This is a genomic window from Amycolatopsis sp. NPDC102389, assembly GCF_044765885.1.
Taxonomy (GTDB): Bacteria; Actinomycetota; Actinomycetes; order Mycobacteriales; family Pseudonocardiaceae; genus Amycolatopsis.
Genome location: NZ_JBIWKX010000015.1, coordinates 27,036 through 44,860, shown reverse-complemented (window position 1 = coordinate 44,860; position 17,825 = coordinate 27,036). Strand labels below are relative to the sequence as shown.

Annotated in this window: 19 protein-coding genes; 13 read left to right on the top strand and 6 right to left on the bottom strand. The window is 68.5% G+C overall.

Annotated elements, in window-relative coordinates; all coding sequences use genetic code 11:
- The first annotated feature begins 5 nt into the window (after positions 1-5).
- From ACIRGA_RS15915 to ACIRGA_RS15905, 3 genes are all read left to right on the top strand, one after another.
- Entirely contained in the window at positions 6-1,316 is a 1,311-nt protein-coding gene (locus ACIRGA_RS15915; protein ID WP_400941525.1) for an MFS transporter, read from the top strand.
- Positions 1,317-1,397: 81 nt separating this feature from the next.
- The gene (locus tag ACIRGA_RS15910; protein ID WP_400941522.1) at positions 1,398-1,868 is read left to right on the top strand and encodes a carboxymuconolactone decarboxylase family protein; all 471 of its coding nucleotides are present in this window, start codon (positions 1,398-1,400) and stop codon (positions 1,866-1,868) included.
- Positions 1,865-2,293: an ester cyclase gene (locus ACIRGA_RS15905; protein WP_400941520.1), complete on the top strand. Its 429-nt coding sequence runs from the start codon at positions 1,865-1,867 to the stop codon at positions 2,291-2,293. The genes ACIRGA_RS15910 and ACIRGA_RS15905 overlap by 4 nt, the downstream gene beginning before the upstream one ends.
- A 3-nt stretch (positions 2,294-2,296) precedes the next feature.
- Here ACIRGA_RS15905 and sigJ read toward each other — a convergent pair whose 3' ends face one another.
- The 4 genes from sigJ to ACIRGA_RS15885 form a co-directional block, all read right to left on the bottom strand.
- Positions 2,297-3,208: an RNA polymerase sigma factor SigJ gene (gene sigJ, locus ACIRGA_RS15900; RefSeq protein ID WP_400941518.1), complete on the bottom strand. Its 912-nt coding sequence runs from the start codon at positions 3,206-3,208 to the stop codon at positions 2,297-2,299.
- Positions 3,209-3,291: 83 nt separating this feature from the next.
- Positions 3,292-4,110 carry a hypothetical protein gene (locus tag ACIRGA_RS15895; RefSeq protein ID WP_400941516.1) on the bottom strand — a complete coding sequence of 273 codons (819 nt, stop codon included), beginning with the start codon at positions 4,108-4,110 and terminating at the stop codon, positions 3,292-3,294.
- A 56-nt stretch (positions 4,111-4,166) separates the two neighbouring features.
- Positions 4,167-4,889: an ankyrin repeat domain-containing protein gene (locus ACIRGA_RS15890; protein WP_400941514.1), complete on the bottom strand. Its 723-nt coding sequence runs from the start codon at positions 4,887-4,889 to the stop codon at positions 4,167-4,169.
- On the bottom strand, positions 4,889-5,437 hold the full coding sequence (locus tag ACIRGA_RS15885; RefSeq protein ID WP_400941511.1) for a heme-binding protein: 549 nt from the start codon (positions 5,435-5,437) through the stop codon (positions 4,889-4,891). The genes ACIRGA_RS15890 and ACIRGA_RS15885 overlap by 1 nt, the downstream gene beginning before the upstream one ends.
- A gap of 187 nt (positions 5,438-5,624) precedes the next feature.
- Here ACIRGA_RS15885 and ACIRGA_RS15880 point away from each other — a divergent pair, with 187 nt between their 5' ends.
- Positions 5,625-6,803, top strand: coding sequence for a sensor histidine kinase (locus ACIRGA_RS15880; RefSeq protein ID WP_400941509.1), 1,179 nt, complete (start codon positions 5,625-5,627; stop codon positions 6,801-6,803).
- Positions 6,800-7,426: a response regulator gene (locus ACIRGA_RS15875; protein ID WP_400941507.1), complete on the top strand. Its 627-nt coding sequence runs from the start codon at positions 6,800-6,802 to the stop codon at positions 7,424-7,426. The genes ACIRGA_RS15880 and ACIRGA_RS15875 overlap by 4 nt, the downstream gene beginning before the upstream one ends.
- Positions 7,427-7,460: 34 nt before the next feature.
- Here the strand turns inward: ACIRGA_RS15875 and ACIRGA_RS15870 are convergent, their stop codons facing one another.
- Positions 7,461-8,519, bottom strand: a complete 1,059-nt coding sequence (locus ACIRGA_RS15870; RefSeq protein WP_400941506.1) for an aldo/keto reductase — start codon at positions 8,517-8,519, stop codon at positions 7,461-7,463.
- Positions 8,520-8,636: 117 nt separating this feature from the next.
- Between ACIRGA_RS15870 and ACIRGA_RS15865 the strand changes: the two genes are divergently transcribed.
- From ACIRGA_RS15865 to ACIRGA_RS15850, 4 genes are all read left to right on the top strand, one after another.
- Positions 8,637-9,476: a helix-turn-helix transcriptional regulator gene (locus ACIRGA_RS15865; protein ID WP_400941504.1), complete on the top strand. Its 840-nt coding sequence runs from the start codon at positions 8,637-8,639 to the stop codon at positions 9,474-9,476.
- Positions 9,477-9,709: 233 nt separating this feature from the next.
- A complete protein-coding gene (locus ACIRGA_RS15860; protein WP_073848829.1) occupies positions 9,710-10,078 on the top strand; it encodes a roadblock/LC7 domain-containing protein in 369 nt (122 codons plus the stop codon).
- A gap of 25 nt (positions 10,079-10,103) precedes the next feature.
- Positions 10,104-10,475 carry a hypothetical protein gene (locus tag ACIRGA_RS15855; protein WP_400941501.1) on the top strand — a complete coding sequence of 124 codons (372 nt, stop codon included), beginning with the start codon at positions 10,104-10,106 and terminating at the stop codon, positions 10,473-10,475.
- A 22-nt stretch (positions 10,476-10,497) separates the two neighbouring features.
- Positions 10,498-11,214, top strand: coding sequence for a hypothetical protein (locus ACIRGA_RS15850; RefSeq protein WP_400941498.1), 717 nt, complete (start codon positions 10,498-10,500; stop codon positions 11,212-11,214).
- 70 nt (positions 11,215-11,284) lie between these two features.
- Here the strand turns inward: ACIRGA_RS15850 and ACIRGA_RS15845 are convergent, their stop codons facing one another.
- Positions 11,285-12,412 carry a S1 family peptidase gene (locus tag ACIRGA_RS15845; RefSeq protein WP_400941496.1) on the bottom strand — a complete coding sequence of 376 codons (1,128 nt, stop codon included), beginning with the start codon at positions 12,410-12,412 and terminating at the stop codon, positions 11,285-11,287.
- A 208-nt stretch (positions 12,413-12,620) separates the two neighbouring features.
- Between ACIRGA_RS15845 and ACIRGA_RS15840 the strand changes: the two genes are divergently transcribed.
- From ACIRGA_RS15840 to ACIRGA_RS15825, 4 genes are read left to right on the top strand one after another with little or no spacing between them, the layout of a single operon-like run.
- The gene (locus ACIRGA_RS15840) at positions 12,621-14,270 is read left to right on the top strand and encodes a fatty acyl-AMP ligase (RefSeq protein WP_400941493.1); all 1,650 of its coding nucleotides are present in this window, start codon (positions 12,621-12,623) and stop codon (positions 14,268-14,270) included.
- On the top strand, positions 14,263-14,526 hold the full coding sequence (locus ACIRGA_RS15835) for an acyl carrier protein (RefSeq protein ID WP_400941491.1): 264 nt from the start codon (positions 14,263-14,265) through the stop codon (positions 14,524-14,526). The genes ACIRGA_RS15840 and ACIRGA_RS15835 overlap by 8 nt, the downstream gene beginning before the upstream one ends.
- A gap of 5 nt (positions 14,527-14,531) precedes the next feature.
- Positions 14,532-14,843, top strand: a complete 312-nt coding sequence (locus ACIRGA_RS15830; protein WP_400941489.1) for a hypothetical protein — start codon at positions 14,532-14,534, stop codon at positions 14,841-14,843.
- Positions 14,843-17,821 carry a WXG100 family type VII secretion target gene (locus ACIRGA_RS15825; RefSeq protein ID WP_400941487.1) on the top strand — a complete coding sequence of 993 codons (2,979 nt, stop codon included), beginning with the start codon at positions 14,843-14,845 and terminating at the stop codon, positions 17,819-17,821. The genes ACIRGA_RS15830 and ACIRGA_RS15825 overlap by 1 nt, the downstream gene beginning before the upstream one ends.
- Positions 17,822-17,825 lie beyond the last annotated feature (4 nt).

Here is a 17,825-nt window from a genome sequence, read left to right as displayed (position 1 = left end):
ACGCGATGACCACCACCGTCCAGGGCACCGTGCGCCCGACCCGGTTCCGGGTGCTCATCGCGGTGATGCTGTTCATCACCGTCGTCATCAACTACCTCGACCGGTCGAACCTGTCGATCGCGATGCCCGCGATCGCCGGCGAACTCGATCTGTCCAAAGCGGAACAGGGTCTGCTCCTGTCGGCCTTCGGCTGGACCTATGCCGCGTTGCAGCTGCCCGGCGGCTGGCTGGTCGACAAGATCCCGCCGCGGCTGCTCTATCCGGCCTGCCTGATCCTGTGGTCGCTCGCGACGTTCTTCATGGGGATCATCGGCGGGTTCGTGGCGCTGATCGCGTTACGGCTGATGGTCGGCGTCTTCGAGGCACCCGCCTATCCGATCAACAGCAAGATCGCGACCGTCTGGTTCCCGGAACGCGAACGCGCCACGGCGATCGGCTTCTACACCTCGGGCCAGTTCATCGGCCTCGCGCTGCTGACGCCCGTGCTGTCCTGGCTGCAGACCGTGCTGTCGTGGCACTGGGTGTTCATCGCCACCGGTCTGGTCGGCGTCCTCTGGGCCGTCCTCTGGTACGCGAAGTACCGCGAACCGCGGGATTCGCGGGCCAACGAGGCGGAGGTCGAGCTGATCCGTTCCGGCGGTGGCCTGGTGGATCTGCCGCGCGAGCGGCCGGAGCGGGCACGCGTCACCCGAGCGGATCTGGCGACCGTGCTGGGCAGCCGGAAGCTGTGGGGAATCTACTTCGGACAGTTCTGCCTGACCTCGACGCTCTGGTTCTTCCTCACCTGGTTCCCGACGTATCTCGTGGAGTACCGGGAAATGGACTACATCAAGTCCGGTTTCCTGGCGTCGCTGCCGTTCATTGCGGCGCTGGTCGGCGTGCTGGTTTCCGGTGTCCTGTCGGACTTCCTGGTGCGGCGCGGCGCTTCGCTCGGGGTGGCTCGGAAGGGCCCGATCATCGCCGGGCTGCTGCTGAGCACGGTGATGGTCACGGCCGGTTTCACCGACTCGACCACGATGGTCATCGTGATCCTGTCCATCGCCTTCTTCGGGAACGGGCTCGCGTCGATCACCTGGTCGCTGGTCTCCGCGCTGGCGCCGCGGCGGCTGCTCGGGCTGACCGGCGGGATGTTCAACTTCATCGGGAACCTGTCGTCGATCGCCACGCCGATCGTCATCGGCCTGATCGTCACCGACGACAGCTTCGCGCCCGGCTTCGCCTACATGACCGTGATCACGATCGCCGGGATCCTGTCCTACGTCTTCCTGGTCGGCAAGGTCGAGCGGGTCGCCGAACGGACGCCGACGCCGAGGTAACCGGTTTTCGGGCCGGGCTCACATTTCGCGGCGCTGTCTCGTCGGTAGGGCAGGAACATCCACTACCGCGAGGAGAACGCGATGAACGCCCGGCTCGACTACTTCGGCAACCCGGTCGGCGGAAAATTCATGAGGACCATCATTTCGGCGGGGAGGGGGCTGACTGACTCACCGCTGTCGCTCACGATCCAGGAGCTGGTCCGGATGCGGGCCAGCCAGATCAACGGATGCGCGGTGTGCCTGGACATCCACACCAAGGAAGCCGCCGCCGCGGGCGAAACGGACGTGCGGATCAACCTGGTCGCCGTGTGGCGGGAAGCGTCGGTCTTCACCGAGGCCGAGCGGGCCGCGCTTGAGGTGACCGAACAGGCGTGCCGCATGGCCGACGGTGGCGGCGTCACCGATGAGGCGTGGGCGAACGCCGCCAAGCATTTCGACGAGGACCAGCTCGCCGCGCTGGTGGCGGTGATCTCGCTGATCAACGCCTTCAACCGGGTGAACGCCATCGTCCAGAACACCGGCGGCGACTACCGGGTCGGACAGTTCGCATGACCGAGACCGCACGCAATCGGGCGGTGTTCAGCCGCTTCCACGACGCGACCAATAGCGGCGACATCGACCTCGTCGAGAAGATGATCGACGAGGTCGTCGCGCCGGACGTGGTGTTCCACGCGCCGGTGCCGATGGACACGACCGGGGCACAGGCACTGAAGCAAGTGTGGACGGTGCTGCTTCACGCGTTCCCGGACCTGCGGGTCACGGCCGAGGACGTCCTCGCCGACGGGGACAAGATCGTCTGCCGGAACACCGTCACCGGCACCCACCGAGGCGAGTACCGAGGACTGCCCGCCACCGGGAAGACCGTTTCCTACAGCGAGATCTTCATCCTCCGCTTCGCCGGAGGGCGGGTCGCCGAGATCTGGGGTGTCGTGGACGTCCTCACCCAGCTCCGGCAACTCGGCGCCCTCGCGGCGTAGCGGTCAGGCTCCGGCCCAGGGCCGGAGCTTCTCCGGATTCCGCATCCCCCAGATGTGCTGGATGCGGTCTCCGGCGACGTGGAACGCGAAGACGGCGACGGTCTGTCCTGCCTTCTGGAGCACGAGGCCGGGCAGGCCGTTGACGTCCCGCTCCACCAGATCGAGACCGGACGTCCACCGCGCCAACGTCATGAGATAGGAGGCGACCTCGTCGCTCCCTTCGAACGGATGCAATGCCGCCCTGACGACCCCGCCGCCATCGCTGGCCGCCTTGACTCCGGGATCGAGGAGGCCGATGAGCGCTTGGATGTCCTGGGCTTCCCAAGCCTTCTTGAATTCCCTGACGAGATCGGCCTGCCGGGAGACCGGCGCGGGCGCGACCCGCGTCGCGCGGATGCGGCGTCGCGCGGAGGACGCCAACTGGCGGCAGGCGGCCGGGCTGCGGCCGACGATCTCCGCGACCTCGGCGAAGGCGTAGCGGAACACGTCGTGCAGGACGAACGCGACCCGCTCGGCCGGGGTCAGCGACTCGAGCACGACGAGGAACGCCATGTTGATCGACTCGTCGAGGGTGATCCGGTCGGCCGGGTCGACGGCGGGCGGCCGCCCGGTCGTCCATTCGACGTGTCCCGGCACCGGTTCGGGAAGCCACTCGCCCACATAGCGTTCCCTCCGCGCGCGTGCCGACCCGAGGAGGTCCAGGCAGATCCGGCTGGCGACCGTCGTCAGCCAGGCTCCGGGAGAGTCGATCGCTTCCCGCTGGGCAGGAGATAAGGCATACCAGCGGGTGTAGGTCTCCTGCACCACGTCCTCGGCCTCGGAAAGGGAACCGATCAGGCGGTACGCGAGCCCGATCAGCTGACGCCGCTCACTCACGATCGCCTGCAGTGCCGGGTCGAGCGTTGGTTCGTTCACGGGAATCCGCCCCCTGGTCGCGTGTGCTGTCCCGGGTACGACGAGACACCGCCGCCGGATGTGAGGTCACCTCCGGCGGCGGGCTATGCCGTCACCGAGCGGGGGAAGTCCTTGCGCTTGATCTTGGCCCGGCGGCCGTCGGGATGGTGGAAGACGACGCCCTCGGCCACGTGCCCAGGAGAGAACCGGCTTTCCAGCGTGGCGAGGAAGTCCCGCAGTTCGTGGTAGCTGCGCGGTACTTCGGGCACGGCCGGTGCCTGGAGGTCGAACGGGACGCACCGGTGGTCCTCCAGCCCCAGGGGATTGCCCTGGATACGAGGGCCGAGCGCTTCGCTCGGATGCTCCCCGTCCGGCCACCCGGACACGTCGGTGTTCCCGGCCGCCGCGAGGATCCACTTGTCGTCGGCGGACGCGCTGTCGGTGTCCACGTACCAGCCGTCCACGATGCCCTGCTGCTTCTGCTCCTTACTCGGGTTGCGGCGCTTCTCGACCCGGACCAGCTGTCCCGAGCGCACGGTCAGCCGGACGTTGGTGCCGTCGAGTTTCTCGGTCCCCACCCCGGCTCCGTCGAAGACCCACGCGCACTCGGCGCGAGGCCTGTCGACGACGTGGAAGCGCTCGTCGCGCTCGAAAAGCGTGGGGATCTTCTCCATGACGGTCTTCCCTTTCACGACGTGCCCGATGAGTTCTTCCGGAGTGATGACGCCGGCGGTCAGACCGCCCGCGAGCGCCCGTATCAGCTCCGCCACGGAAACGTCGGCTTCGACGGCCACGTGCTTCAGCGCCTTCTTCTCCTCAGGGGAGACCCAGGCGACCAGCCGTGACCACCCTTCGGGAGGCGTCCATCGGGCCAGCTTCGCAGGGTCTTTACGCGGCCTGCCCCGTCCTCGCGCCTGCTCCACGGCCGAACCGTAGCCAGCCGGGAGGACTTGTGTCAATTGGCATAACAGAAAATACGTCAGCGTGCCCCGGCTTCTCCGAGGATCCGCGCGACGGCCGTCTGCCCCTTGGTCCGAGCGTGGGAGAGGGGAGTGACGCCTTGCTTGTCGGCGAGATTCACATCGGCGCCCGCGGCGACGAGCGCTCGGACCACTTCCTGATGGCGCGGCCCGCCGTCGCCGAGGATGACCGCCTCCAGCAGCGCGGTCCAGCCGAGGTCGTTCACGTGGTCGACGTCGATTCCGCTGCCGGCCACCAGCCGTACGTACTCGGCGTGCCCGCGTTCTGAGGCGGGGATCAGCGAGACGCCGCCGTATCGGTTGGTGATGGTCAGATCCGGCTTGGCTCCGAGCAGCAGCTTCGCCATCGGGACGCTGCCGGTGACCCCGGTGACCAGCCACGGCGTGTCGTGCCGTCCGTCGAGCGCGTTCGGGTCGGCGCCCGCCTTGACGAGGATTTCGGCGACGTCGACCCGGTTCTCGGTGACGGCGACGAGCAATGGGGTCCGGCCGTGATCGTCACGGGTCTCCAGGTCGGCACCGGCGTCGACGGCTTGCCGGACTCGGTTCGCGTCGGCTTCGAAGAGCTGGCTCACAGGGACTCCTTGGCGGGGCGGATGGGACGACGCGGGCGGCGGGGTGGTGCTCGTCGCCGTCGAGGGTGGTGCGCTCGGTGCCTGTGGGGAGCAGGCACCGAGCACGAGGGCGGCGAGCAGGGCCACGATCGCCCGCTCACCGATCATCAGCGGATTTCCCCGATGGCGCGCAGGCCGGCCGCGGCGAATTTCTCGTCGAGGTCGCCGCTGGGCGCGCCGCCGACGCCGATCCCGGCGATCGCGCCGCCGTTCGCGGCGACCGGCACACCGCCGCCGAGGAAGAGCGTGCCGGGGATGTCGCGGATGGTCGGACCGTCGCCCTGCGCGTTCTTGGCCAGCGCGGACGTCGGCTGTCCGAAGGAGACCGCGGTGAAGGCCTTCCGCTTCGCCGACTCCTCCGTCTGCGGCCCGGCGCCATCGCCCTTGAGCAGGACGCGAACGTCGCCCGACCGGTCGATCACGGCCACGGTGACCCGCTGGCCTTCCTGCTCGGCGGCGTCCAGCGCGGCCTGCGCGGCACGGGTGGCCGCGTCGACGCCGAGCACGCTGGTCTGCACCACTGCCTGCGAGGCGGGCGGCTGCGGCTTGCGGTCCTGCTGTGCCTGCGCCGCACCCACGCCGGTGGCCAGCGCGACGGTCGCGAGACCGGCCGTCATGCCCAGGACGAGACGAGTGCGGGGGAGCTTGGCGTTCATCGGATTTCCTTTGCGGTGAGGGGGTGTTCCGTTCTCCTTCGACTCTCCCGCCTGGCGGGGCGGGGCGAATCGGGAGAGTGGCCATCGATCGGACGTCGACCGGTCGGTATGGGCATCAACCGAACGATTGATGCGGGACACCCCGCCTCCCCGCATACGATCATCGGCGAGGAAGGGAGGACCGGAAATGAAACCGCATCTCGACGGGACCACACGGCTGAACGCCGCGATGCACGCCGGCTTCTTCCTGCTGCTCGCCGCGTCCGTCGCCCGGTTCGTCGCGGGACACGGGCTGAGCGGTGCCACCCCGCTGATCCTCGTGCTCACCGGCGCGCTCGCGCTGGTCTACGCGGCGGGCGTGCTGAGCTGGACCGTGCTCGGCCGGTGGCGTCCGGTGTGGCTGACGGCCGTGATCGCGGTCTGGCTCGCGCTGGTGGTGGCCGCGCCGAGTTTCGCCTGGTGCGCCGTGCCGTTGTTCTTCGTCTGCCTGCAGATGCTGCGCCCGCGGATGATGATCGCGGTGGTCGTCCTCCTGACCGTCGCGACCATCCTCGCCCAGCTGAGGATCGCGGACGGGTTCGATCCGAGCATCGTGCTCGCGCCCATCGCGGTCGCGCTGATGGCCACCATGACGTTCCTGCAACTCGACCGGGACCGGCTGGAACTGGGTGCGACCGTCGGGGAACTCCTGCGTACCAGGATCGACCTCGCGCAGAGCCAGCGAGTGGCCGGGATGGTGGAGGAACGGGAACGCTTGGCGCGAGAGATCCATGACGTCCTCGCGCAGGGGCTGTCGAGTTTGCGGATGCTGCTGCAGGCGGCGCAGCGGTCGTGGGACACGGATCCGGAATTGGCCAGAGCCCACGTGTCCCGCGCCGTCGAAGCGGCGGGGGACAACCTCGACGAAGCGCGCCGGTTCGTCAAGGGCCTTGGGTCACCGCGGCTCGAGGCCACCGGCCTCGGCGAGACCCTGAGCGCGCTCGCCGAGCAGGTCACGTTCGCCGCCACGCACCCGGTGCGCTTCGAGATCAGCGGAGATCCGTATCCCCTGGAGCCCGAGGTGGAGTCAGCGCTGCTCCGGGTCGCCCAGAGCGCGCTGGCGAACGTCAGCGAGCACGCCAGGGCGACGAAGGCAGCCGTCACGCTGACCTACCTGGCCGACAAGGTCGTCCTCGACATCCGCGACGACGGTGTCGGCTTCGCCCCGGCTTCGGTCCGTGCGAGCGGAGACCGGGGAAACGGGCTGCGGATGATCGGTGAGCGGGTCGCCGACCTCGGTGGTGAGATGGTCGTCGAGAGCGCACCGGGTGAGGGCACTGCGCTCGCCGTCGCCGTGCCCACAGCGCCCATAATGGAGGCTCGATGACCGTCCGGGTGCTGATCGTCGACGATCATCCGGTGGTGCGGGCGGGAATCGCCGCGTTGCTGGCCGGTGAGCCCGGCTTCGAGGTGATCGGCGAATGCGCGGGCGCCGACGAGTCCGTGCTGTTCGCCACCGCCCACAAACCGGACGTCGTACTGATGGACCTGCAGCTCGGTGATGGTCCGGACGGCGTGAACGCCACCGAACGCCTGACCGCCCTGCCCGATCCGCCGAAGGTACTGGTGCTCACCACCTACGACGCCGACCTGGACATCACCAGGGCGGTGGCCGCCGGCGCCACCGGCTACCTGCTCAAGGCGGGGCCGCCCGAGGACCTCTTCAAGGGCATTCACGCGGCCGCGCGTGGAGAGACCGCGCTGGCGCCGCAGGTCGCGGCCCGGCTCTTCGGGCATATGCGGGCTCCGGCGCCCGCGCTGAGCCCTCGTGAGACCGAGATCGTGCAATTGGTGGCGGAGGGATTGATCAACCGGCAGATCGCCGCGCGCCTGTTCATCTCCGAAGCCACGGTGAAGACCCACCTGGTCCACATCTACGACAAACTCGGCGTCGACAGCCGCGCCGGTGCGGTGGCCGTCGCCACGGAACGGAGGATCATCCGCAACTGAAGGCGGCTGCGCGTGAAGGCCCCCTTCCCTCGGCTCAGCGGCGCGGTTCGATCGTCATGTCGCCGCGGGTCAACGCGAGGGTCGAAGCGCGGGCGAGTGTTTCGTGCGGGAAGCCGAGTTCGATCGCGGAGGCCTCGTCGAGGCGGGCCAGGTGCGAGTCGGTGAACTCGACTTCCAGCGCGCCGAGGTTGTCCTCCAGTTGCTCAGCGGTGCGGGCGCCGATGATCGGTGCCGTCACGCCCGGGTTCCGCAGGGTCCACGCCAGACCGACCTGGGCGGGGGTGCGGCCGAGTTCCGCGGCGACCTCCTTGACGACGTCCACGATGGCGAAGTTGCGCTCGGTGAGCGTGCCCAAGGCGAGGTTGAAGTCCTTGCGGGTGCCGTCCGCGGACGGCGTCGCGGACAGGTCGTCCCGGCTGTACTTCCCGGTGAGCACCCCGCCGGCGAGCGGCGACCACGGGACCACGCCCAGTCCCATCTCGCGGGCCATGGGGATCAGGTCACGTTCCCCGGTGCGCTCGATCAGGTTGTACTCGATCTGCAGTGCGATCAGCGGCGACCAGCCGCGCAGGTCGGCGATCGCCTGCATCCGCGACACCTCCCAGGCCGGGGTGTTGGAGATCCCCACGTACAGGACCTTGCCCTGCCGGACCAGATCGTCCATCCCGCGCAGGATCTCCTCGACCGGCGTCGTGAAATCCCACAGGTGCAGATAAAGCAGATCGAGGTAGTCCGTGTTCAGTTGCCGCAGGCTGGCTTCCACCGACGCGAACAGGCTCTTGCGCTGGCCGCCCCCGGAATTCGGGTCGCCGGGGCGGCGCAGGTTCGTGTACTTCGTGGCCAGCACGAGGCTTTCGCGGCGGTCGCGGGCGAATTCGCCCAGCAGCCGCTCGGAGCTCCCGTTCGTGTAGGTGTTGGCGGTGTCGATGAAGTTGCCGCCGCGTTCGACGTAGCGGTCGAACAGCTTGCGTGCCTCGTCCTGCTCGGCGCCCCAGCCCCATTCCGTGCCGAAGGTCGCCGCGCCCAGCGCCAGCGGGGAAACCCGCAGCCCGGACCGGCCCAGCAGCCGATAGGTGTCGAGGGTGAGCGACATCGGGTCCTCCTGTGTTCGTGTTCCGTTGCCGGAGCCGAGTCTGCGGCCGCCGCGAGCGAGGGATAAGGGAGAACACTTCCTGGGAACACGGGTCCTACCCTGGCTGTTGGACCGGGCATGACGACCTCCACCGTGGACCCGACACAGGAGCTGGCCGCGTTCCTGCGGACCCGGCGTGAACGCCTGGCCCCGGAGGAATTCGGCCTGCCGTCGCGCCGTCGGTCGCGTCGGACCCCGGGGCTGCGTCGCGAAGAGGTCGCCGAACTGGCGGGGGTCAGCGTCGATTACGTCGTGCGGCTCGAGCAGGCCCGTGGGCTGCGGCCCTCGGCCGATGTCGTGGAGGCGCTGGCGGGAGCGCTGCGCTTGCCCCCTGACGAGCGCGCCTACCTCTTCGATCTGGCCCGGCAGCGTCCCCGCACCGCCGACAAGCTCGCCACCACCGCGGCACCGCCGCTGGCCCGGCTGGTCGCGGATCTGTCGCCGCTGCCCGCCATGCTGATGAACCACCGCTACGACATCCTGGCCTGGAACGACGAAATGGCGAGGCTGCTCCTGGATTTCGGCACCCTGCCGCCGTCGCGGCGGAATGCGATGTGGCTGTGCCTCAAACACCCCGAGATCCGCGAGTTCTACGCGGATCGTGAACGTGTCGTGCGGGAGGGGATCGCTCATCTGCGCGCCGCTTGGGCCGCGCATCCGGACGATCAGGCCCTGACCGAGCTGATCACCGAATTCACCGCCGACGAGGAATTCGCGCGGCTCTGGGCCGAACGCGACGTCAAGGTCAACGGCCGAGGGCGCAAGGTGATGCGGCATCCCGAGGCCGGTGCGGTCGAACTGGACTACGAGGTGCTCATCCCGCTCGAGGATCAGGACCAGCGCTTGGTGATCTACCGTGCGATGACCGAAGAAAGCCGCTCGGCGCTGGACCGGTTGTTCACCCTCCCGCCGCGGTAGGCAATTCGCGTACCGCGCCGATTTCAGGTGTCGGCGGTACGAAGAAACCCATGACCTGGTGCGTACACGGAAAGTGTATGAGCCGATCGCGTGATGCCCATATGACGTCGGTTCGACGCATAGGTGACGACTGATTTCGGTGGTACGGTCCATCGCGGTCGAGAAACCTCCAACGAGTGATCATTGCCTCGTGTCATTCAGTGATGGGCCTTCGGAAAAAGAGAGTATGAGTCGTGGATTTCGACGCACTGATCGCCGAATTGCGGACCTTGCGGGACAATGTCGCCGGGGTGACCGACACGGTGATAGCCGCTGTCGACGGAATACCGATCGTCGCCGACGCGGCGAAGAACATCGACCCCGCGGAGGTTTCCGCGCTCGCCGCCGCGAATCTCGGGATCGCGCGCCAGGCGGCCGAAGTGACGGGCAAGGGCACGCTGAGGCAGACCGTCGTGTTCAGCAGTGACGGCTACATGGCCGTTTACGCCATCGACCGGATGGCGCTCATGGTCATCATGGGAGACCGGCAGCTGAATGTCGGCCGCCTGCTTTTCGAATGCCGGCCGGTCATCGATCGGATCAGTTCGATACTGGCCGCTTAGTCGTCAAACCAAGAAAGTGAGTTCGATGAACATCGAAAACGCGCTCAAGGAATGCATGTCGATCGCCGGAGCGGTCGGTGTCGCGCTGGTCGATTACGACAGCGGGATGTCGCTCGGCACCAGCGGGGGAGGTGATTGGCTCAATCTGGAGGTCGCGGCGGCGGGGAACACCGATGTCGTCAGGTCGAAGATGAGGGTCATGTCCGCGTTGTCGCTCAACGACAGTATCGAGGACATCCTCATCACGTTGCACCGCCAATATCATTTGATCCGGCTGCTGGATTCCGTGAACGCCAGGAGCTCCCTCTTCTTGTATCTGGTGCTCGATCGGGACCAGGCGAATCTCGCGCTGGCCCGGCACTATCTCAAGCGCATCGAGATGGAGTTGCAGGTCTGAAGACGAACGGGGGAAGCCGGCGATGACCCCGGTCGCGTCCAGTCGCCACGCCCTCGTCGCCGGCTCGGCGCTCATCGGCGGCCTCGGCTCGTCGTTCCCGGCGGGGTTGAAGCTCGTCGGCGATCGACTGGAGTTGCTGTTCGTCATGCCGGACGGCCGCCAGGCCTTGGACGCCGAACCATCGGACCATCCGTTCGTCGCGGTGAAAGAGCGGATCCGGCAGGGTGCCGGTACCGGGATGCCACCACCGCGGTTCTTCCTCGACACCGACGGCAAGTGGACCCGGCTGCACGTGGAATTCGCCGGAGTCGCGGTCCGGGCGGTGATCGTGCTGCCGGACGAGCTGACGGCGCGGGCGATCAACGCACCGTTCCTCGGCCGCTGGCGGGACCAGGTACCCGGTGCCGTGCGGCTCGCGGTGGACGAGTTCGCGCGGATCCTCGCGCGGTGCCGCCATCGGGCAGGGGGACCGGAGCCACTGATCGACCTGGAACTGGACTATGTGCCCGTCCGGGACTTCGAGGCCGTGTTCGCTCGCGCCCACGAGCCGGTCAGGCCGTTCATCGCGCCGGTCCGTCCCGCGTTCAAGATGCGCTGGCACGCGGTGACACCCGCGCAGCGCAAGGCCTTCACCGGTGATCTGATCGACGTCACGTCCGCGGGCCGGTGGCTTCGCCGCAAGCCGACCGCGACGATCATGGGAGTCGAGGTGGAGCTCCCGCCGCGGCACTGGCTCTAGGCCGATCGCGTGTCCGTGAAGGCCTCCTTGCCTACCCTGAGGGTAGTGAAGGAGGCCTTCACGTCCTGCGTCAGGCGGTGACGAGCGACAGGCCGTAGTTCTGCAGGATCTCGTTCACCGGCTGGAACCAGGTCTCGCCGCCGGAACCGCAGTTGCCCCAGCCGCCGGAGGTGACGCCCTGCGCCTGGTCACCGGTGATGAAGGAACCGCCGGAATCGCCGGGTTCGGCGCACACGTTCGTGCGGGTCATCTGGTGGACGGCGCCCTGCGAGTAGTTGACCGTCTCGTTGTGCCCCAGCACGGTGCCGCAGTGCCAGTGCGTCGTCGAACCGGACCGGCACACCGAGGTGCCGACCGGCGCGACCCACGAGCCGCGGACGAGCGCGTCGCTCACGGTGCCCCAGCCGAGGACGACCGGCGCGGTCCACCAGCCGTTGCCGATCCGGATGAACGCGTAATCGTTGCCGGGGAAGGAAGAACCGGCGAAGTTCCCCATCGCCGAGCCGTCCCAGCCGACGACGGAACTGCCCGTGCCGCCGCAGTGGCCGGCGCTGACGAATCCACCGTGGACGCTGAATCCGATCGAGCAGCGGGTGTTCCCGTTGATGTAGTACGGGTCGCCGCCGACGGTGCCCGCCGCGAACGGTTCGGCCTTGGGCGCCGTGACCACCGTGACCGGGCCGGATTTCCTTGCCCTGGCCAGGAAGTCGTCGACGTCGGAACCGTACGCGCCCGGCCGCAGCGCGACCACGACACTGCCGCTGCGCGGGTCGGCGCGCCAGCCGCTGACGGCGGCGGGAGCGGGCCGGGTCTTGGCCGACATGTCGATTTCGGCCTTGGCCGCGTCGAGCCGGGCCGCGCTGATCGCGACCGCGGTGGGGGCGGCACCGGCCTCCCGGACGGCGGGCGCCGCCGCGGGATCGGTCACCCCGACGACGAGTTCGCCGAGCGCCGGATCGAACCAGGCACCGCCGAACGCCGCGCCGGCGGCCCGCTGCGCGGCGGGCAGCACCCGCGAGGCGGTCATTTCCTGGGTGAGCCGGGTCGAGGCCTGCGCGGCGGTGAGCCCCAGGTCCCGCTGCATCGCGGCGATCAGTCCGGGGGAAGCCTGCGCGACCGGGGCGAGGGCGGAGGCGGAAGTGAGACTCGCGGTCAGGACGGCGGCGCCGCCGACTGCCAGGGCGATTCTTCGACGCATGGTCTAGTCCTCCAAGGCCGGGGGAAAGAAACACACTGCCCGCCGAGTGTGCGGCCGACGCTGGGGAAAGGGCGAGGAATGTCCGGTCTTCTGTCCGGAATTCACAAGAGCGAACGCCGGGGGATCACGCCGCTCATCGTCTACTTAGGACGGTCGGTCGAATGGGCCCTCCGCGCGCTCTCACGGCGGTTCCAGTACGTTGCCGGATATGACCGCGTCGCCGGAGGAAGTGCCGGAGCAGGTGCTGCGCACCTCGATCGTCGAGCGGTTGTTCGCTCGTGAGACCGACCCGCGGCCGCTGTTCACGCACCAGGATCACAGTGCCGGTGTGGACACCACGGTCACCTGGACGGAGTTCGTCTCCCGGGTGCGAGTGGTCGCGGGCGCGCTGCGCCTGGTCGCCCGGCCGGGTGACCGCGCCGCCGTGCTCACCGGCCAGGACCTGAATTACCCCTTGGCCTTCTTCGGCGCACTCGCCGCCGGCCTGGTGGCCGTGCCGTTGATGGCACCGGGAAGCCCTTCCCAGCGCGGCAGGCTCGCCGGAGTGCTCGCGGACTGCGGCGCGAAGGTCTGGCTGACCTCTTCGGCCGCTGTCGCGAAGGTGCGCGAAGCCGGCGAGCCGGACCACCTGATCGTGGTCGACAAACTCTCCGGGCCGGGTATCGATCCGCTTCCCGTCGCACCGGAAAGCCCCGCGTATCTGCAGTACACGTCCGGGTCGACCCGGGAGCCCGCCGGTGCCGTGATCCCGCATCGGGCGGTGGCCGCCGCCTGCTGGCAGGCGAGCCGGGCCTACGCCGTCGACGAGGGCACGACGTGCGCCGGCTGGATCCCGTTCTTCCATGACATGGGCCTGATCCAGTTGCTGTGCCTGCCGGTCCACGCGGGAGCGCGATCGGTGTTCATGTCGCCCGCCGAGTTCGTGCACCGTCCGGTGAGATGGCTGCGCCAGCTCGCCGATCACCCGGCCGTGTTCACCGCAGCGCCGAACTTCGCTTTCGACCTCGCCGTCGAAGCCGCCGAAGAAGCGGGAGAGGACCTCGATCTCTCCGACGTCCGGGTCGCGCTCAACGGCGCCGAGCCGATCCGGCCGCGTACGGTCGCCCGCTTCCTGGAGGCCTTCGGCCCGCGTGGGTTCCGAGCTGAAGCCCACCGTCCGTCCTACGGTCTGGCCGAGGCCACTGTGTACGTCGCGAGCGCGGGCGCCGAAGGGCCGCGGAGCGCGGTTTTCGACAGGGAAGCCCTGGCGCAGGGCCAAGCGATCGAGGTTCCGGACGGCCAGGAACTCGTTTCGGTCGGCCGCCCGCTCGGCCAGCGGGTCCGGATCGTCCGCGACGGCGTCGCGCGGCCCGACGGCTTCGCCGGGGAGATCTGGATCCACGGACCGAACGTCGCGTCGGGGTATTGGGGCCGCGGCGACGCCGCCGCGTTCGCGGGCGAACTCGACGGTGCCGGCGGTTGGCTGCGCACCGGTGACCTCGGCGTGTTCCACCGCGGCGACCTCTACATCACGGGCAGGCTCAAGGACCTCATCGTCATCGACGGCCGCAACTTCCACCCGCAGGACATCGAAGCGGTGGCGGGGGAGGCGCATCCGGCGATCCGCCGCGACCGCGTCGCCGCATTCGGCGTCTCGGACGAAATGGGCGAAGGGGCGATGTTGGTAGCCGAATGGGCAAAGAACGCCGAAGCGGATGTCAAAGAAGTGACGAGGATGGTATTGCGCGCGGTGTCACGGGAACATGATCTGACGTTGCGATCTGTCCGTCTGGTTCCCTCCGGTGACCTTCCGCGCACTTCCAGTGGCAAGGTCGCGCGGGCCGCGGCGAGGGCGCGTTATAGTCGGCGCCGTGGGTGATCACCGCGCGGAGGTCGTGAAGGTCGTCAGTGAGACTTTTCGGCTTGATCCCGCCGAAATCGAGTCCGACGCGCCGCTCGAAGAGCTGGGTATCGACTCCAAGGGACGGATAAGACTCCTGTCGGCGCTGGAGATCTACCACGACGTGAGGATCGATTTGGACCAGCTGGACCGGTTCACCGACATCGGGTCGGTGGCCGAAGTGCTCGCAGAGGCACTCGGCGGTAATGCCGACGGATCCGACGAAAGGCGCTGAAAAGAATGAGCGGGGGCTTCACCGCGGCGACCGACGCGCTTTCATCGGCGTCGAAGAACATCGGAAAGCTGACGGAACAGTTGCTCGAAGACAACCCGGATCTGTCGAGTACTCCGGTGAACGCGGCCGGCTTCGGCCAGGCGCACGGCGACCACGCCAAGAAGTACACCGACGGGGTGGCGGCGTTGTGGGCGTCGGTCCAGGGGTACAGCACCACGCTCGGCTCGTTCGGCACGAACCTCGGCACCGCGGGCACGGCCTACGGCACCAACGAGGACGAGCAGAAGGACAAGATCACCAAGACGGGGATGCGCTAGTGGCCGACAAAACCACCTGGACCGACGTCAAGGCCGTTCTCGACGACCCGGCCGTTCCCGCCGACCAGAAGACCAAGCTCATCGGCTCGTGGATGCGGACGCATCCGGCGCCTCCGCCGTGGTCGGCGGACCAGGAGCCGGAGGAAATCAAGAAGAAGCGCGAGGAAGCCGCGAAGTACGCGGCGTCCTACAACGCCATCCCGTTCCTGGCTTCGGACGACGTCGACAAGATCTACGACGACGCGAAGAAGGCCGGTGACCAGGCCAGCTTCACCCAGAATGAAGAGACGAAGGCCGTCGAAGAGGGCGGCAAGAAGCTGGACGGCACCAAGGAGCCCACCGCGGAGGGCGCCGGGACCAAGACGTCGGACGAGATCTTCGACGCCGCCGAGCCCGCGCTCAAGGTCTTCCAGACCTTCGGCTCGCTGTTGGCGAAGGTCCCGGAAGACTGCCGGGGAACCTCTCGCGCGCTCGATTTCGAGAAGGACATCAAGAAGCCGTTCGACGAGCAGCGCGGCATCAGCTTCAAGAACTTCGTCGACGACGCCGCGCACTTCAAGACCGGTTCGAAGACCGTGCAGAAGGCCATCGACGACACCGGTTCCCAGCTGAACACCCTTTACGGGACCTGGACCGGGAAGGCCGCGGACGCTTCGTCGGAGAACTACAACGAGAAGATCCTCCCCAAGGCCAAGAAACTCTCGCAGACACTGGACAACGCGAGCGAAGCGACGCTGCACACCACCGCCACGGTGTTCAAGCTGTGCAAGGGCAAGGCTGACACGGTCGTCGACCTCTACAAGGAGATCGTCGGCAAAGCGGACTTCGCGATGGCGCAGAAGGTCATCGCCATCGCCGCCGGTGAAAAGAGCGGCAAGGAGGATCTCGGCGCGATCGCGGGCTGGATGGACGTCAACTTCGGCTCCAACCTGACCCAGCAGCTGAACAACGACGGCTGCTGCGACGACGACGAGTTCAAGAAGGCGGGCCAGAACCTCGCCAAGCAGTGGATCCAGAACCAGTTCATCCCCGAGATGTGGACCATCATCTACGAGGGTTTCGCCAAGTCCTGCAAGGAAACCAAGGAATTCGTCAACCAGGCCTACGACGAGCTCGACAAGATCATGGGCAAGGTCAAGAACGAGTTCGAAGGCGCGGGTGACAAGGGCGGCGCCGGCGGCGCGGGTGGCACGGGTGGCGGACCCGGCGGCAAGGGCCCGGACTTCACCGGTGGGCAAGGTGGTCCCGGCGGAGGTCCGGGTGGTGGCCCCGGCGGCTCGGGAACCGGCGGCCCCGGTGGCGGAACCGGCGGTGGTCCCGGTGGTTCGGGCAAGGGGCCGGACTTCACGGGCGGCACCGGCGGTGGGCCGGGTGGCGGCCCCGGTGGCGGACCTGGCGGTGGCCCCGAAGGCGGCACCGGCGGTGGCCCCGGATCGGGTGGTTCCGGCCCGGGCGGTGGCACCGGCCCGGCGGCGCAGAAGCCCCCGCCGATCCCGGACGTGAACATCCCCGAGAGCGGAGGATCGCCTGGCGGCGGGCCGGGCGGTGGCCCGGGTGGCGGACCGGACGAGAAGAAGGACCAGACGTCGCCCTCGGGTTCGGCCCCGCCTCCGTCGAACGGCGACGAGCAGAAGGCCGCCGCCGAAGAGGCGAAAAAGCAGGCCGCGGCGGCCGCCGAAAACGCGAAGAAGCAGGCGTCCGAGGCGCTGGGCAAACTGGGCGACGGTCCGACCGGTGGCGACCTCGGCGGTTCGGGCCCGGGTGGCGGCCCCGGCGGTGGCGGCAACACGGACGCCGCGGCCGACGCCAAGGCCGCGGCCGAGAAGGCCAGTGAAGAGGCGAAGAAGCAGGCCTCCGACGCGTTGAACAAGCTGGGCGACGCCCCTGGCGGCATGGGTGACACCGATTCCAAGGATGCCGACGGCAAAGACGGCGACTCGAAGGATGCCGAGAAGGCCGCCGACGAGGCGAAGAAGAAGGCCTCGGATGCCTTGGACAAGCTCGGCGACGAGCTGCCCGGTGAAGACGGCGACAAGCTGACCGGTGACAAACCCGGTGAGGACGGCGACAAGGCCGAGGACGGCGAACGCGAGACCCTCAAGGTCAAGCAGGGCGACAAGACCTTCGAGATGACCGAGCCGGACAAAGACGGCGAGATGGAGATCAAGGTCGGGGACGGTTCCGGACCCGCCAAGGACTTCAAGCTCGACTGGACCGGCGACGGCGACGAGTCCAAGCTGGGCTCCGCTCCCGGCTCGGACGACGGGAAGCCGGACAAGGACGGCGTCCACCGTCCGGGGCCGGACGGCAAGATCCACATCCAGGACGGCGATGTGAAGATCACCGCCGAGCGTCCCGACGGTCCGTCCGGGCCGACGGTCGTCACCGTCGACGACGGCACCGGCAAGCCGACCACGTACACCCTCGGCGAGGAGGACAAGCCCTCGACGGACAAGCCCTCCACGGACAAGGTGCCGCATCCGGCGAATCCCGTCACCGGGACGACGCAACCCGACTCCAAGCCGGCGTTCACCCCGCACGAAGGCGGCGGCGGGACCGCCCCCGACGGGATCCGCGGGAGTGACACCGGTGGTTTCGGCGGCGGTGGCGGTGCTTCGGCACCGTCGATGCCGTCGGTGCCGCCGGTGCCCTTCGAATCCGCGAGCCCGGCGGCCGGCCAGCCGCTGACCGAGGGCGTGCACACCGGCGGTGGAACACATCAGCCGCAGCCGGTGGCGTCGGGTGCCCCGTCCGCTCCGATGAGCGGCCCGGCGGGCCAGTCGTTCGGCGGCGGCGCGATGCCACCGATGGGCGGCATGGGCGGCGGAGCGGGCGGCCAGGGCGGCGGAGACCAGGAACGGACCAACCGCGCGTACCGGATCGAGGGCGAGGTGTTCGACCAGATCAACGAACCCACCGGCCGGATCACCGGTTCGTTGCTGGACGATGAGGATCAGTCGGTCACCCGCAAGCGGTGAACCG